The organism is Streptomyces cynarae (assembly GCF_025642135.1).
In the GTDB taxonomy this organism is placed as follows: Bacteria; Actinomycetota; Actinomycetes; order Streptomycetales; family Streptomycetaceae; genus Streptomyces; species Streptomyces cynarae.
Window position 1 is genome coordinate 3,058,890 of the sequence record NZ_CP106793.1, and the last position, 16,079, is coordinate 3,074,968.

Sequence of the window (16,079 nt, forward strand, 5' to 3'; positions counted from 1 at the left end):
GACAACGCGGCGAGGCGCGGTGCCAGGCCCCGCGAACCCGGCATGATCCAAACGAGAGGCCCTAGGCCTGCGGCAACCGCTCCAGCTGGGCCTGGATCCGGGCGATGTCCTCCTCCGCCTTGGCGAGCCGCCCGCGGATCTTCTCCACCACCGGCTCCGGCGCCTTCGCCAGGAACGCCTCGTTCCCGAGCTTCGCCGTGGCCTGCGCCTTCTCTTTCTCCGCGGCGGCCAGATCCTTCGCGAGCCGCTTCCGCTCCGCCGCCACGTCGATCGTGCCCGACAGGTCCAGCGCGACCGTGGCGCCCGCGACCGGCAGGGTCGCCGTGGCCGTGAAGCCCTCACCCTCCGGCTGCAGTCGCAGCAGCTGCCGGATGGCCGCCTCGTGCGGGGCGAGCGCGGTGCCCTCGAGGCTCAGCCGAGCCGGGACCCGCTGACCGGGCTGGAGGCCCTGGTCGGCGCGGAAACGGCGGACCTCGGTGATCACCGACTGGAGGGTCTCGATCTCCTTCTCGGCCGCGGCGTCACGGAACCCCCTGTCCTCGGGCCAGTCCGCGATGACGACCGACTCACCGCCCGTGAGGGTGGTCCACAGCGTCTCGGTGACGAACGGCACGATCGGGTGCAGCAGCTTCAGCGTGACGTCCAGGACCTCGCCGAGGACTCGCTTGCTGACCTCGGCCGCCTCGCCGCCCGCCTGGAACGTGGTCTTCGACAGCTCGACGTACCAGTCGAAGACCTCGTCCCACGCGAAGTGGAAGAGGGCGTCGGACAGCTTGGCGAACTGGAAGTCGTCGTAGAAGGCGTCGACTTCGGCGACGACCGAGTTCAGCCGGGACAGGATCCAGCGGTCGGTGGCCGACATCTTCTCGGGCGAGGGCAGCGGGCCCTCGACCGTGGCGCCGTTCATCAGCGCGAAGCGGGTCGCGTTCCAGATCTTGTTGGCGAAGTTGCGCGATCCCTGGACCCAGTCCTCGCCGATCGGGACGTCGACACCCGGGTTGGCGCCACGGGCCAGGGTGAACCGGAGCGCGTCCGAGCCGTACTTGTCCATCCAGTCCAGCGGGTTGACCGCGTTGCCGAAGGACTTCGACATCTTCTTGCCGAACTGGTCGCGGACCATGCCGTGCAGGGCGATGGTGTGGAACGGCGGGGTGCCGTCCATCGCGTACAGGCCGAACATCATCATCCGGGCGACCCAGAAGAAGAGGATGTCGTAGCCGGTGACCAGGACGGAGTTCGGATAGAACTTCTTCAGGCTCTCGGTCTGCTCGGGCCAGCCCAGCGTGGAGAAGGGCCACAGGCCGGAGGAGAACCAGGTGTCGAGGACGTCGGTGTCCTGACGCCAGCCCTCGCCGCTCGGCGGCTCCTCGTCCGGGCCGACGCAGACGACCTCGCCGTCCGGCCCGTACCAGACCGGGATGCGGTGGCCCCACCACAACTGGCGCGAGATGCACCAGTCGTGGAGGTTGTCGACCCAGTCGAAGTACCGCTTCTCCATCTCCTGCGGGTGGATCTTGACCTTGCCCTCGCGGACCGCGTCACCGGCGGCCTTCGCGAGCGGCCCGACCTTGACCCACCACTGCATGGACAGGCGCGGCTCGATGGTGGTCTTGCAGCGCGAGCAGTGGCCGACGGAGTGGACGTACGGCCGCTTCTCGGCGACGATCCGGCCGTCGGCGCGCAGGGCGGCGACGATCGCCGAGCGGGCCTCGAAGCGGTCCAGGCCCTGGAAGGGGCCGTGCGCCGTGATGACGGCGTGCTCGTCCATCACGGTGATGGCGGGCAGGCCGTGGCGCTGGCCGATCTCGAAGTCGTTCGGGTCGTGGGCCGGGGTGACCTTGACGGCGCCGGTGCCGAACTCGGGGTCGACGTGCTCGTCCGCGACGACCGGGATGGAGCGGTCGGTGAGCGGCAGCTTGACCAGCTTGCCGACCAGGTGCTTGTAGCGCTCGTCGTCGGGGTGGACGGCGACGGCGGTGTCACCGAGCATCGTCTCGGCGCGGGTGGTGGCGACGACGATGGTGTCGTCCCCCTCGCCGTACTTCATCGAGACGAGCTCGCCGTCGTCGTCCTGGTACTCCACCTCGATGTCCGAGATGGCGGTCAGGCAGCGCGGACACCAGTTGATGATGCGCTCGGCGCGGTAGATCAGCTCGTCGTCGTAGAGACGCTTGAAGATGGTCTGAACGGCCTGGGAGAGACCCTCGTCCATGGTGAACCGCTCGCGGGACCAGGCGACGCCGTCGCCGAGGCGCCGCATCTGGCCAGAGATCTGCCCGCCGGACTCGGCCTTCCACTGCCAGACGCGCTCGACGAAGGCTTCCCGCCCCAGGTCGTGCCGGGACTTGCCCTCCTTCGCGAGCTCGCGCTCGACCACGTTCTGCGTGGCGATACCGGCGTGGTCCATGCCGGGCTGCCACAGCGTCTCGTGGCCCTGCATGCGCTTGCGGCGGGTCAGGGCGTCGATGAGCGTGTGCTCGAAGGCGTGCCCCAGGTGGAGGGAGCCGGTGACGTTCGGCGGCGGGATGACGATGGTGTACGGAGGCTTGTCGCTCTTCTCGTCGGCCTCGAAGTAACCGCGCTCTACCCAGCGCTCGTACAGCGGCCCCTCTACATCGGCCGGCGCGTACTGGGTCGGCAGTTCGGTGTGGGGCGCTGATGGCTGCTGCTGAGCGTTCTCGGTCACGGGGGTCAGTTTAGAGGTGTCACGGCCCCGTCCCGAAACACGATTCTTTCGTAACGGCCGGCCCCCTGGCGACCCGGCGTTCCCCGGCCTGCGCCAGGATGTCAGGGCCACATAAGCGTCTGGAGGGGAACCCAGAACATGAGCTACAACCAGCCGGGCCCGTACGGCGGGCAGCCGCAGCAGCCCGGACCGTACGGTCAGCCGGGGCAGGGACAGGGGCGGCCGGGGCCGTACGGTCAGCCGGGCCCCTACGGCGGGCCGTCGCAGGCCCCCCAGCCCCAGCCCGGCTACGGCTACCCCGAGCAGACGCCGCCGGCGCCCGGCTACGGCTACCCCCAGCAGCCTCCGCAGGCCGCCCCGCCCCAGCAGAACCCGTACGGCCAGCAGCAGCCGCCCTACGGCCAGCAGCAGCCCTACGGCGTCCCGCAGCCGCCGGTTCCAGGGGGCGGCAAGAAGAAGACGGGGCTGATCATCGGCGCGGTGGCGGTGGTGGCGGTGATCGCGGTGGGGGCGTACTTCGTCATCGGCGGTGGCGGGTCGTCCGGTCTCGCGGACGACGGTCCTCACAAGCTGACGACGCCGCAGAAGGTGCTCGGCGAGTACAACCGGGCGACCAAGGAGAGCGACACCAGCGACACCAGCTCCAGTACCGTCAAGGACCTGGAGAAGAGCGGCGTCAAGAACGGCACCGCCGTCTACAGCGCGTACTCGACGGCCGACCTCAGCAAGTACGACCCGAGCGATCCCTCGACCCTGCCCGACAAGTCGAAGCTGCTCACGGCCAAGGGCGTCACGCTCATCGGGGCCTACGGCAAGATCGCCGATCCGAAGGCGGCCCTGGACGCGTACTTCGCCCAGATCAAGAAGGACTTCCAGAAGAACTCGTCCGGCAGCGGTGCCGCGAGCAAGAGCGAACTGGTCGGCGAGCCCGAGTCGGTCGGCATCGACGGCGCGGTCATGAAGTGCCAAGCGGCCAAGGGGACCAACCAGCTCACCAAGCAGCAGCAGACCGACTGGTTCTGCGCCTGGGCCGACTACAGCACGATGGCCATGGTCTCCCCCGGCAACAACGCGGCCGACGTGTCGAAGGACACCGCGGCCGACATGACCCGCAAGCTCCGCAACGACGTGCGCGTCAAGGCCTGACGCCCTGCGCCGCAACGGTGAAGGGGCCCCGGTCGGTCGACCGGGGCCCCTTCCTCGTCCGGGGGTCGGCTCGTGTGCCGAGCGGTGGCTACGCCGTCTTCTGCTCGCCCGGGCCTCGCCCGCGCGCGTCCCGCGGGATCAGGGTCGGGTTGACGTTGCGGAGCACCACGTCGGCCGTGATGACGACGCGGGCCACGTCCTTGCGGGACGGGACCTCGTACATCACCGCCTGGAGGACCTCCTCCATGATGGCGCGCAGACCCCGGGCGCCCGTCTGGCGCAGGATCGCCTGGTCGGCGATCGCTTCGAGGGCCTCGCGCTCGAAGTCCAGTTCCACCCCGTCGAGTTCGAAGAGCCGTTGGTACTGCTTCACCAGCGCGTTACGCGGTTCGACGAGGATCTGCAGCAGGGCCTTGCGGTCGAGGTTGTGGACCGAGGTGATGACCGGGAGACGGCCGATGAACTCGGGGATCATCCCGAACTTAACCAGGTCCTCCGGCATGACGTCCTCGAACTGGTCCTTGGCCTCCAGTTCGCGCTTCGAGCGGATGGTGGCGCCGAAGCCGATGCCCTTCGCCCCCGCCCGGGACTCGATGATCTTCTCCAGGCCCGCGAACGCGCCGCCCACGATGAACAGCACGTTCGTCGTGTCGATCTGGATGAACTCCTGGTGCGGGTGCTTGCGGCCGCCCTGCGGCGGGACCGAGGCCGTCGTGCCCTCCAGGATCTTCAGCAGGGCCTGCTGGACGCCCTCGCCGCTCACGTCCCGGGTGATCGACGGGTTCTCGCTCTTGCGGGCCACCTTGTCGATCTCGTCGATGTAGATGATGCCCGTCTCGGCCTTCTTGACGTCGTAGTCGGCCGCCTGGATGAGCTTCAGCAGGATGTTCTCGACGTCCTCGCCGACATACCCCGCCTCCGTCAGCGCGGTCGCGTCGGCGATCGCGAACGGGACGTTCAGCATGCGGGCCAGGGTCTGGGCGAGCAGCGTCTTGCCGGAGCCCGTGGGGCCCAGCAGCAGGATGTTCGACTTGGCCAACTCGATGGCGTCGTCGCGGCCTTGGGCGCCGCCGTTCTCACCGGCCTGGACCCGCTTGTAGTGGTTGTACACCGCGACGGACAGGGCCTTCTTGGCCGCCTCCTGGCCGACCACGTACCCCTCGAGGAACTCGTAGATCTCGCGGGGCTTGGGGAGCTCCTCCCAGCGCACCTCGCTCGTCTCGGCGAGCTCCTCCTCGATGATCTCGTTGCAGAGATCGATGCACTCGTCGCAGATGTACACACCGGGGCCTGCGATGAGCTTCTTGACCTGCTTCTGGCTCTTGCCGCAGAACGAGCACTTGAGCAGATCGCCGCCGTCACCGATGCGTGCCACGGTGTGCTTCCCCTTCGCCTGGGAGACGCCTTACATCCAGCGGCTCCTGGTGCTGCCTTATGTCGACGGTACCTTGCCGGGCCCCCCGTTCGGGCCCCCCTTGGCGTGGTTCGCTCGACGTGAGCCGGGGCAAACCGTGCCAAGGGGCGGCAGACGATACAGGGCCGGTGACGAATCGCCTGGATTCGCGTCAGCGGATCTCGGTGTTGTTCATCTTCCGGGTGGAGATGATCTGGTCGATCAGGCCGTACTGCAGCGCGTCCTCGGCCGTGAGGATCTTGTCGCGCTCGATGTCCTCGCGGATCTTCTCGATCGGCTGGGTGGAGTGCTTGGCCAGCATCTCCTCCAGCTGGCTCCGCATCCGGAGGATCTCGTTGGCGGCGATCTCCAGGTCCGAGACCTGGCCGCGGCCGGTCTCGCTGTAGGGCTGGTGGATCAGCACACGGGCGTTCGGCAGCGCCATGCGCTTGCCCGGGGTGCCCGCGGCCAGCAGCACGGCGGCGGCGGAGGCGGCCTGCCCCATGCAGACCGTCTGGATGTCCGGCTTCACGAACTGCATCGTGTCGTAGATGGCCGTGAGCGCGGTGAAGGAGCCGCCGGGGCTGTTGATGTAGACCGAGATGTCACGGTCGGGGTCCATCGACTCCAGGCACAGCAGCTGCGCCATGACGTCGTTGGCGGAGGCGTCGTCGATCTGGACGCCGAGGAAGATCACGCGCTCCTCGAAGAGCTTCGCGTACGGGTCGTACTCGCGGATGCCCTGCGAGGTGCGCTCGACGAAGCGCGGGATGACGTAGCGGGACTCGGCCGCGGGGCCGGTGTACTCGGCGCGCATACGGTCGTAGATGCCGCTGCCGGGGAAGTCGTTCACGGTGTCTCCTGAAGGGGGCTGGGGCGGTGGCTGGGGGGCTTGAGGGGCACTGGGGGCTGTTCGGGTCCTTGTGGGTCCTGTACGGCCGCTGCGGCTGCTGCCGGGCCCGGGACCGGCTCCCGGGGCCCATGGGCGCCTGCCGGGCCTCTGGAGGGCCCTGCGGCCGTGCCGGGGCCGGGGAGCCCTCACGTGCCCGGGCGGGCCGGCCGGCTCGTGCTCGACCGATCCGGAAGCCCGACGGGACCGGCTGCCCGGTCGCGCAGGCCTTCGGGGCCTCGTCGGAGGCTCACGGTCCGCCTGGGCGGCCGTCGGGCCTCGAGCGGACCCGGTGAGCCCTTACGAGCCCGCCCCGGTGCCTCCGCCGCCCGGCATGCCGACAGCGGTGGTGATGACCTCGTCGATCAGGCCGTACTCCTTGGCCTCCTGGGCGTCGAACCAGCGGTCGCGGTCCGAGTCCCGGGTGATCTGCTCGACCGACTGGCCGGTGTGGAAGGCGGTCAGCTCGGCCATGCGCTTCTTGGTGTGCAGAAGCCGCTCGGCGTGGATCTTGATGTCCGACGCGGAGCCGGCGAGGCCGGCCGAGGGCTGGTGGATCAGGATCTCGGCGTTGGGCAGGGCGAAGCGCTTGCCCGGGGTGCCCGCGCTGAGCAGGAACTGCCCCATCGAGGCCGCCATGCCCATGGCGATCGTCACCACGTCGTTCTTGATGTACTGCATGGTGTCGTAGATCGCCATGCCGGCCGTGATCGAGCCGCCCGGGCTGTTGATGTACAGGTAAATGTCCTTGTCCGGGTCGGAGGCAAGGAGCAGCAGCTGTGCGGTGATCTTGTTGGCGATGTCGTCGTCCACCGGCTGGCCGAGGAAGATGATCCGCTCGTTGAGCAGCCGGTTGTAGACCTGGTCGCCGAGGCCGCCACCGATGGAAGGCTCGCCGGCGGCGGAGGGCATCAGATTCGTCACGTATCCACCTGCTCGTCTTACGACGGCACGGGGCCGTCTCACGTGTCCTGCTGGGGCGTGGGACCCCGTCCGACCCCCTGCGGGGCGGCTTCGGGGACTCCCCTGCCCTCGTATTCATGGACCCTAACGCGCGGGTCCCTTCGGGGAATCCCGCTTAAGGGGCTGTTCGCTGTGAGCGCATGCGCTCCGCTTGGGCCGGCCGGGGGTGGTGCTGGGGCTTGGTTGTGCGGGGCCCGGTGCCGGATGTGCCGTCGCGGGGCTCCGCCCCGGGCCCCGGGTCCATTGTCGCCGTGGAGGGTGCCGTCGTCGCGTCGGTGTGGGCTTGTGGTGGGTTGCTCCCGCAGTTCCCGCGCCCCTTTCGGGTGCACCCCTCGCCGGGGCCGACCGGTTCCCGGCGGGCGCCGGGCGGTTGCCGGCATGCGCATATGGCGACGGGCCCCGGAGCACGCTGTGCGCCCCGGGGCCCGTACTGCCGTAGCGAGGGAGGTTACGCCTCCGGCTTCTCCTCGGTGGCCTCGGCGGAGGCGTCCGTGGTGGCCTCGGCGGACTCCTCCTCCGACTCCTCCTCGTCGTCCAGGTCGACGACCTCGCCGTTGGTGTCCTTGACCGTCGCGGCCTCGACGACCAGCGCCAGGGCCTTGCCGCGGGCGACCTCGCCGACCAGCATCGGGACCTGGCCGCCCTCGACGACCGCCTGGGCGAACTGGTCGGGGGACATGCCGGAGGAGGCCGCGCGCCGCATGAGGTGCTCGGTGAGCTCCTCCTGGTTGACGTTGAGCTTCTCCTTGTTGACCAGCTCGTCCAGGACGAACTGGGTCTTGATGCCCTTGATCGCGGCCTCGCGCGTCTCGGTCTCGAACTCCTCGGCGGTCTTGCCCTGGATCTCCAGGTACCGGTCGAGGGTCAGACCCATCTGGCCGAGCTGGTGGTGCTCGAGGTTGTGCTTACGCGTGTTGATCTCGTCCTCGAGGAGCTTCTCGGGGACCGGGACCTCGACCAGCTCGAGCAGCTTGTCCAGGACGCGCTCCTGGGCCTGCGTGGCCTGGTCGTACTGCTTCATGTTCTCGAGGCGCTTGCGGCTGTCCGCCTTCAGCTCCTCCAGCGTGTCGAACTCGGACGCGAGCTGCGCGAACTCGTCGTCGAGCTCCGGCAGTTCCCGGGCGGCGACCTGGGTGACCTTGACCGTCACCTCGGCCTCCCTGCCGGCCGCCGAGCCGCCCTTCAGCTCGGAGGTGAAGGTGGCCTCCTCGCCTGCCGACAGGCCCTTCACGGCGTCGTCGATACCGTCCAGCAGCTCACCGGAGCCGATCGTGTACGAGACGTCCTTGGCGACGCCGTCCTCGAGGACCTCGCCGTCGACCTTGGCCTCCAGGTCGATCGTGACCACGTCGCCGTCCTCGGCGGCGCGCTCGACCGGGGAGGTGGACGCGAAGCGGTCGCGCAGCTGCTGGACCGACTTCTCGACGTCCTCGTCGGTGACCTCGACGGCGTCGACCTCGACCTCGATGCCGGAGTAGTCCGGGATCTCGATGGTCGGGCGGACGTCGACCTCGGCGGTGAAGGACAGCAGCTCGTTGTCCTTCAGCTCCGTGATGTCGACCTCGGGCTGGCCCAGCGGGTTCAGCTCGGCCTCGTTGACCGCCTCGGTGTAGAGCTTGGGAAGCGCGTCGTTGACGGCCTCCTCCAGCACGGCGCCACGGCCGAACCGCTGGTCGATGACCCGGGCGGGGATCTTGCCCTTGCGGAAGCCCTTCACCGTGACCTGCTGGTTGATCTTCTTGTACGCCGCGTCGAGGCTGTCCTTGAGCTCCTCGAAGGGCACCTCAACAGTGAGCCGAACCCGGGTCGGGTTCAGGGTCTCCACGGCGCTCTTCACGGTTCGGTCTCCTTGTGGCTGACTTCTTGGGGTTCTGCCGAGCCTGCGCCACCCGGAGGGGCGGGCATGCCTTCGGCGGATTCGCGGGCCCCTGCCTGAGAGACATGGCAGTGCAGACACACGGGCGCGCAGCTTGCATAGTAACCGCAGGCACTGAGCGCCCCCAAAGGCGATCACGCGGATCGGCGCCGGGCCGAGCCGGGCCGGTGGTCGGGGTGGCGGGATTTGAACCCACGGCCTTCCGCTCCCAAAGCGGACGCGCTACCAAGCTGCGCCACACCCCGTCTGGTGCGACACGTAGGGTACATGCCCGGACCGGCCGAGTCGGCCGGTTTGTTCGCGGGCGCGTGTGAGCCCCGACGCGTTGGCCTACGAGGCGGGCGACCCGCTACGATGCCTTCTGTGCCGCGGTCGGTGACCTGCGGCGCATCGTGTTGCGGGCGTAGCTCAATGGTAGAGCCCTAGTCTTCCAAACTAGCTACGCGGGTTCGATTCCCGTCGCCCGCTCTGAACGGCTCAGGGCCAGGTCGGAGGATCATTCCTCCGACCTGGCCCTGAGCGTTTTCGGGTCTGCCGAAGTCCGGCGTGTCCCCGCGTGCCCCTTCGGCTTGCGATCTTTCTCACCGACGCCGTCAGAACCGCCGAGCGAAGCGCGTGTAGGTCCGTGCCCCCTGCGCAGGGACGTCTCCGCCCCCACCCGGGCGGCGAAGCCGCACCCGCCTCGCGCTCGAGGTCGTCGACGCGGACCTCGGCAGCGCGCTCGCCGGCAGCCTGGGCCCGGCCGCCAGCGCCGACCTCAACCCCGAGCGCCGCTTCCCGAGCACCCATGTGGTGAGGTACTGCGACGCCGGGCAGCCGTCGGCCGTGACGATGGTCCCCTCGGAGCGGAACGGCGTGTCCGGGCACGTCGAGCCCAGGGGCGCGGGCCGGTCGGCGATCGGTGGCCCACTGCCGGTGCGGCCGTCGCCGAAGTCGCCCGGAACGGGCCGGCCCGACTCCGTACAAAGCCGAGCCGACCGGTGCCGGGCGTGGTCCCGTCCGCTCAGAAGCGGATCGAGTTGATCGTGTCCGCTATCGAGTTCAGGAAGCGGTTGATGGACGGAGCCATGCCGGTGGAGGCCAGGAAGAAGCCGAAGAGCATCGCCACGATCGCCGGTCCGGCCTTGATCGAGCCCCCTCTGATCATCACCACCAGGATGATCGCCAACAGCAGCACCACTGACAGCGAAATCGCCACAACTGATCACACCCTCGGTCGGTCCGCTCTCCCGGCCCGGGGCGCCGTCCCCTGCACACCCCGCCAGAACCATCGTGCCACCAACCGGCCCGCCCTATGCGGCCGCTGAGGCATCGTCGACCACCTTGGCGGCAACTCGTCACAGCGAGGAGCGGTCAGCCATGGCCAACGGGGCTGCTGCGCAAGGAAATCGCACGGTACCCGTGGGGCAGATGGGCGGTGATCGTTTCCATGCCCACACATCGTGCTCGCAGGTGATTCCACACCGACATCTCACCATCCGCCGCGACGCCGTGCGGGAGTTGGGCGCGCCCGTGGTGGTCCGGGACGGTGATGGCGCCGCGGCGGACCCTATCGGGTCGGGGCTCCCTTCAGGTGCCGCATGAGCCGCTCGAAGTCCTGCCATCCCGACAGGTCCCCCGGGTCCCCCGGCAACGGGTAGTACAGCGCCGGTCTCGTCCTCGGGCCCAGGGGGATCGGGGACTCCCGCAGGGGTGTGCGGCGGGCCCTGTCGCCCGGCATGGCCCGTACCTCCTCCGCGCCCAGCACGAACGCGTACGGGACGCCCGGGCCCTCGAAGCGGGGCGGGACCGACAGGTCGCGGCGGGCCTTGCGGATCTGGACCAGCATCGACTGGAGGTCGTGCCGGGTCGCCAGCGCCTCCGCCGCCGCGCGCACCGCCTCCGACGGCACCTCCTCCCCGGGCCCGTACCCGAACGCCAGCGTGACGTCCTCCTCCACCCCGGCCTTCGTACGGCTGATCCGGACCGTCGCGTGCCCGGGACGCTCGGGGGTGCCGACCACCACCAGCCATGTCGGTTCGGGCGCCCGCTCGCGGGCCACGTCCGTCAGCTGCCGCAGCGACCAGGGCAGGTTGGCGGGCTCCTCGGTGCCCCAGCCGACCGGCGGCTCGCCGGTGATCTCCCGCCAGAGGGTCTCCAGGGCGCCGCCCAGCACCAGACGGTCGTCCGCCGGGTGGACCGCCCGGAAGGAGATGGCCAGTTGGCGCTCCCCCGTGTCCTGGATGTCCGTCCCGAACGCGTCGGCGACCGGTGTGCGCGGGCCGTCCGGGGTCGCGTCCGGGGGATCGACCGTCGCGAACAGACCGTTCTTCCATTCCAGTACGGCACCCGACAGTCCGTCGTAGTAGCCGACCTCTTCGTCGCGGACCACCCAGCGGGAGGGCCAGCCCGGCAGGCTGTTGCGGACCGCGGGCGACAGGCGGGTGCCCGCGGGGGTGACGATCTGCAGGCCCAGTTCGGCGTTCGCCGCCGCCCGGAGGGCGTCCGAGAGCCAGGCCGTCATCGCCACCACCGGGCGGTCCTGGATGACGACGGCGACCTTGTCGGTGAGCACGTCGACGGCGGGCTGCGCGGCCGCCGGCGTGGGCACGGCGCTCACCCCGTCCGTCGTCACCACGGCCAGCGACCGGGCCGCCTCCGGCGGCCACGCGGTCCCGCCGGTCAGCGTGGCCAGGCGCGCGGCGAAGGTGCCCGCGAGTCGTTCCGCCTCCCGTACACCGGTCGTGGCGCGGGCCTCCGTCCACCAGTACGGCACCTGCGGCTCGCTCGCGCCGAGCAGCCGCTGCGCCTCGCCCCGCACCTGGACCAGCAGCGGCGCCTCCACGGACACCAGTGGGCGCCCCTGTTCGTCACACAACTGCACGACCGCCCCGCCGCCCTCCGCGCCCACCAGCTTGTCCTGGCCGCCGGAGAGCAGACCCGCGATCACGCTCAGCGGGTCGGGCATCTTCTGGGTGAGGGCGATGACGTCCTTGGTCATGGGGTCGGCCGGTCCTTCATCGTGGTCGATGTCCTGATCGACGTCGCGGTCGATGTCCTGATCGACGTCGCGGTCGGTGTCGTGGTCGGTTCGGTTCGTGCGGCTCCGCTGTTCCGGACGCCTCATGGGGTGCCCTGGTTCACCGTCCTCGGTTCGACGGCCCCCGGTTCACCCGCCCCCGGCGTGCACCGTCTGGATCAGCCGGTTCGGCTCGCCCCTGCGCACCAGCACCCCCCGCCCGGACGGCTGCTGCGTCGCGTACACGCCGGGGAAGAGCTGGCCCTCGCTCCGGTCGCCCGCCATCACCAGTGCCGAGGCGCCGGACTCGCGCAGACCCTGGATCAGCGGCTCGTACAGGCCGCGTGAGGCGCCCGCGACGCGGCGGGTGACGACGAAGTGGAGGCCGATGTCGACGGCGGAGGGGATGTACGGCTCGAAGGGGGCGAGCGGCTGCCGGCCGGCCGTGGTCAGGACGTCGTAGTCGTCGACGAGGATCACGATCCGCGGGCCCGAGCCCCAGCTGCCCGGTTCCAGGTCCTCGCCGTTCGCGCTCTCGTCGGGCAGCCGCTTCTCCAGTTCCGCGGCGATGCCTGCGGACAGCGCGCCGGCCAGCTTGGAGTTGTAGGCGTAGCCGCCGCGGTACTCCTCGGGGATCGCGCCGCGCAGCCCGCGGCGCGGGTCCATGATGCCGAAGACCAACTCGCTCTCGCCGTAGCGCTCGATGAGGCCGTTCGCGATGACCTTCAGCAGGTTGGTCTTGCCGCACTCGCTGTCGCCCAGGATCAGCAGGTGCTGGTCGTGTTCGAACAGGTCGAGCAGGACGGGTGCCAGGTGGGTCTGGTCCAGGCCGATGGGCACCCGGCGCGGTTCGGCCACCGGGCCCGGGAGCTGCCGGGGTTCGAGGAGGTGCGGCAGGACGCGGACGGGCTGGGCCACGTCGCCGGTCCAGGTGGCGCGGACCGTACGGGCCGTGCGCTCCAGGACGGCGCCGAGGTCGGCGGCGTCGGCGAGGCCGTCCGTGCGCGGGAGGGCGGCCTGGGCGAAGAGCCTGCCGTCGGTGAGGACGCGGCCCTTCTCCTGCGGGGAGAGGGTCTCGGCGAGCTTGCGGTCGATGCTGGACTCGCCCGGGTCGTTCAGGCGCAGCTCGACGCGGGTGCCGAACTGGGACTGGGTCGCGATGCGCACGTCGTTCCAGCGCAGCATGCCCGCGACGACGTGGATGCCGTAGCCGCCGCCGCGCTTGAGGATGTCGACGACCGCGTCGTCCAGTTCCTCGAAGTCGTCGCGCAGGGCGCCGAAGCCGTCGATGAGCAGCACGATCTCGGTGGAGGCCAGTTCCGGCAGGCGGCCGGCCGCGCGCAGGTCACGCAGCTGTTCGATCGAGTCGATGGTGTGGCGGCGGAACAGTTCCTCGCGCCGGTCGAGCATGCCGCGCACGGAGTCGATGGTGCGGGCGGCGCGCTCGCGGTCGGCGCGGCCGGCGACCCCGCCGACGTGCGGGAGCCCGGCCAGGGCCTGGAGGCCGCCGCCGACCAGGTCGAGGCCGTAGATGCCGACCTCCTGCGGGGTGTGGGTGAGCGCCAGGGAGAGGGCGAGGGTGCGCAGGAGGGTCGTCTTGCCGGACTGCGGGCCGCCGATGACGGCCGCGTGCCCGCCCGCGACCGTCAGGTCCAGGTACCACTGGCCCTGCCACTGCCTGGTCGGGTCGTCGAGGACGCCCATCGGTGCCTGGAGCGGGCCCCGCCGCCTGGCCAGCTGCATGCCGCGCGCTCCGACCTCGACCGGCCCGGCGACCTTGTCCAGGGCGATGGCGTCGGGCAGCGGGGGCAGCCAGATCCGGCGTACGGGGCGGGTGCCGGCGTGCTCGATCTGCCGGACCATGACGCCCAACTCGGTGGGGCCGGTCTCGCGCCGCCGCATCTGCGGCTCCTGGGCGGCCGAACCTCCCTCCTGGCCGAGGGTGTTGTACGCCTCGTACGTGAGCGCCAGCGGCCCGGTGTCCTCCTCGTCGCGCCGGACGGGGCCGCGGTAGGCGCCGGAGACGTAGCTCGCCTTGAACCGTTCGTAGTGGCTGGTGTCGACCTTGAGGTAGCCGAAGCCGGGCAGCGGGGGCAGGTGGAAGGCGTCCGTGGTGTCCAGGACCGTACGGGACTCGTCGGCGGAGAAGGTGCGCAGGCCGAGCCGGTAGGACAGGTAGGTCTCCAGGCCCTTGAGCTTGCCGGCCTCGATGCGCTGGCTGGACAGCAGCAGGTGCACGCCGATGGAGCGGCCGATGCGGCCGATGGACAGGAACAGGTCGATGAAGTCCGGCTTGGCGGTGAGCAGTTCACCGAACTCGTCGATGACGACAAATAGGTGCGGCAGCGGCTCCAGGTCGGGCCGCTTCTCGGCGCGCAGGGCGGCGTAGTGGCCGATGTCGGCGACGTTGCCGGCGTCCTTGAGGACCTGCTGGCGGCGCTTGACCTCGCCCGCGAGGGAGGCGTGGACGCGCTCGACCAGGCCAGCCTGGTTCTCCAGGTTGGTGATCACGCCGGCCACGTGCGGCAGGTCCGCGAAGGGCGCGAAGGTGGCGCCGCCCTTGTAGTCGACGAGGACCAGCGCGAGGTCCTCCGGCGGGTGGGTGGCGGACAGCGCGAGCACCAGGGTGCGCAGCAGCTCCGACTTGCCGGAACCGGTGGCGCCGACGCACAGGCCGTGCGGGCCCATGCCCAGCTCGGAGGACTCCTTCAGGTCGAGCAGCACCGGCTCGCGGCGGTCGTTGACGCCGATGGGGACGCGCAGGAACGCGCGTTCGCCGCGCGGCGCCCAGAGCCGGTCCAGGTCCAGGCGGGCCACGTCCTCGATGCCCAGCAGCCCGGCGAAGTCGACGGGGCCGGTCAGCGGCGCGTCGACCATCGACTCGGTGGACAGGCGCAGCGGGGCGAGCATGCGGGCGAGGCCCTCCGCGAAGGGGACGCTCACCTCGTCGACCGTGCCGTGCGCGCCGACCGGCTCGGCCTCGCGCAGGTCCTCGACGACGACCCGGGTCCCGTCCACGGTGATCCGCACGCCGACGTGGCCCGGTTCCCGCACCCGCTCGTCGAGCAGGTGCAGCACGGTGACCGCCATGTCGCGCAGGCCGACCGCGTCGTCGGGGCGCGGCAGGTCGACGGCGTCCTCGCCGTGCCCGTCCGTGACGACGAGCAGCCGCGAGGTCATGGCGAGGGCCTCCCTGCCGGACAGCCCCGGCGCACCTCGGCCGCGAAGGACGCGCGGCGGCGCAGCTCGGGGCCGATCCGGCGGGCCAGCTGGGGCAGCGAGGGCGCGATACGGCGGGCGGCGACCGGGCCGTCGGACTGCTCGGGGTCCAGCAGGTGCGGCAGCCACTTGGCCCACTCCCAGTCCTGCAGCCGGTCGCCGGGCACGGCGAGCGCCATCGCCACGTCGTCGGGGGCGTGGGTGGCGGCGGCCTGGACCATCAGGGCGCGGGCGACCCGCAGAGTGTCCTCGCGGGGGCCGATGACGCTGATGTCGCCGACGCGGTCCAGCGGGACGGTGAGCGGGAGTGCGGTGCCGGTGCCGAAACGGGACATCAGCGCGGAGGCCTCGTTCAGCATGAACTCGTCGGGCGGGGTCAGCACGGACGACCCCTGCTGGGCCACCTTCAGGTCCCGGACCGGCATCTCTCCGGTGCCGACGCGCACCCGCAGGAAGTCCCCGTCGAGGCGGCGCCGCTCCCACAGCCGGGCCGGGTCGCGGACGATGTCGTACAGGGCGTCCGGCGGCGGATTGAGCACCTGCGCCGTCTCGCGCCGCTCCCGTTCCTCCTTCGACAGCTCCTCGCGCAGGTCCTCCAGGTAGGCGAGGTACGCCTCGCGCTGCGCACGGCGGGTGCGCTGGGCCTTGCCGCGCTGGGAGAACAGCAGGGCCAGCGAACCGGCGACGGTGACGACCAGGATGATCGCGCCGAGCCCGGCGAACTGGCTGTTGCGCACGACGGTCATCATCACGACGGACGACATCACACCGGCCACGGGCAGCAGCGAGGTCGCGACCGAACCGGCCTTGCCCTCCGGCAGGTTGGGCGGCGCCTCGATGGTGCGCGGCTCGGGGGCCGCCGGGGGCCGGGTGGTGCGGGCCGGGCGGTGGATCAGTCGGGTGGTCATG

8 protein-coding genes, 2 tRNA genes and 1 pseudogene are annotated in these 16,079 nt (G+C 70.7%); 2 read left to right on the top strand and 9 right to left on the bottom strand.

Annotated elements, in window-relative coordinates; translation table 11 throughout:
- Positions 1-61: 61 nt before the first annotated feature.
- Complete coding sequence (locus N8I84_RS14290) at positions 62-2,686, bottom strand: valine--tRNA ligase (RefSeq protein WP_263229890.1); 2,625 nt, start codon at positions 2,684-2,686, stop codon at positions 62-64.
- Between the two features lie 138 nt (positions 2,687-2,824).
- Between N8I84_RS14290 and N8I84_RS14295 the strand changes: the two genes are divergently transcribed.
- Complete coding sequence (locus tag N8I84_RS14295) at positions 2,825-3,832, top strand: hypothetical protein (RefSeq protein ID WP_263229891.1); 1,008 nt, start codon at positions 2,825-2,827, stop codon at positions 3,830-3,832.
- 88 nt (positions 3,833-3,920) lie between these two features.
- Here N8I84_RS14295 and clpX read toward each other — a convergent pair whose 3' ends face one another.
- The 5 genes from clpX to N8I84_RS14320 form a co-directional block, all read right to left on the bottom strand.
- Positions 3,921-5,207, bottom strand: coding sequence for an ATP-dependent Clp protease ATP-binding subunit ClpX (clpX, locus tag N8I84_RS14300; protein ID WP_200417377.1), 1,287 nt, complete (start codon positions 5,205-5,207; stop codon positions 3,921-3,923).
- A 190-nt stretch (positions 5,208-5,397) separates the two neighbouring features.
- The gene (locus N8I84_RS14305) at positions 5,398-6,078 is read right to left on the bottom strand and encodes an ATP-dependent Clp protease proteolytic subunit (RefSeq protein WP_313884253.1); all 681 of its coding nucleotides are present in this window, start codon (positions 6,076-6,078) and stop codon (positions 5,398-5,400) included.
- 336 nt (positions 6,079-6,414) lie between these two features.
- Positions 6,415-7,026 carry an ATP-dependent Clp protease proteolytic subunit gene (locus N8I84_RS14310; protein ID WP_200417786.1) on the bottom strand — a complete coding sequence of 204 codons (612 nt, stop codon included), beginning with the start codon at positions 7,024-7,026 and terminating at the stop codon, positions 6,415-6,417.
- A 499-nt stretch (positions 7,027-7,525) separates the two neighbouring features.
- Positions 7,526-8,914 (bottom strand): trigger factor, encoded by a 1,389-nt coding sequence (gene tig / locus N8I84_RS14315; protein ID WP_263229892.1) that lies wholly within the window; start codon positions 8,912-8,914, stop codon positions 7,526-7,528.
- Between the two features lie 207 nt (positions 8,915-9,121).
- A tRNA-Pro gene (locus N8I84_RS14320) sits at positions 9,122-9,198 on the bottom strand.
- 152 nt (positions 9,199-9,350) lie between these two features.
- On the opposite strand from N8I84_RS14320, the gene N8I84_RS14325 reads away from it, so the two are divergent.
- Positions 9,351-9,421 (top strand) — tRNA-Gly (locus N8I84_RS14325).
- Between the two features lie 535 nt (positions 9,422-9,956).
- On the opposite strand, the gene N8I84_RS14330 is transcribed toward N8I84_RS14325, so the two are convergent.
- The 3 genes and pseudogenes from N8I84_RS14330 to eccCa form a co-directional block, all read right to left on the bottom strand.
- A complete protein-coding gene (locus tag N8I84_RS14330; protein ID WP_200417380.1) occupies positions 9,957-10,151 on the bottom strand; it encodes a hypothetical protein in 195 nt (64 codons plus the stop codon).
- Positions 10,152-10,502: 351 nt separating this feature from the next.
- Positions 10,503-11,933, bottom strand: coding sequence for a DUF6177 family protein (locus N8I84_RS14335; protein WP_263234759.1), 1,431 nt, complete (start codon positions 11,931-11,933; stop codon positions 10,503-10,505).
- 168 nt (positions 11,934-12,101) lie between these two features.
- Positions 12,102-16,078, bottom strand: a pseudogene (gene eccCa, locus N8I84_RS14340) (type VII secretion protein EccCa).
- Position 16,079: the final 1 nt, after the last annotated feature.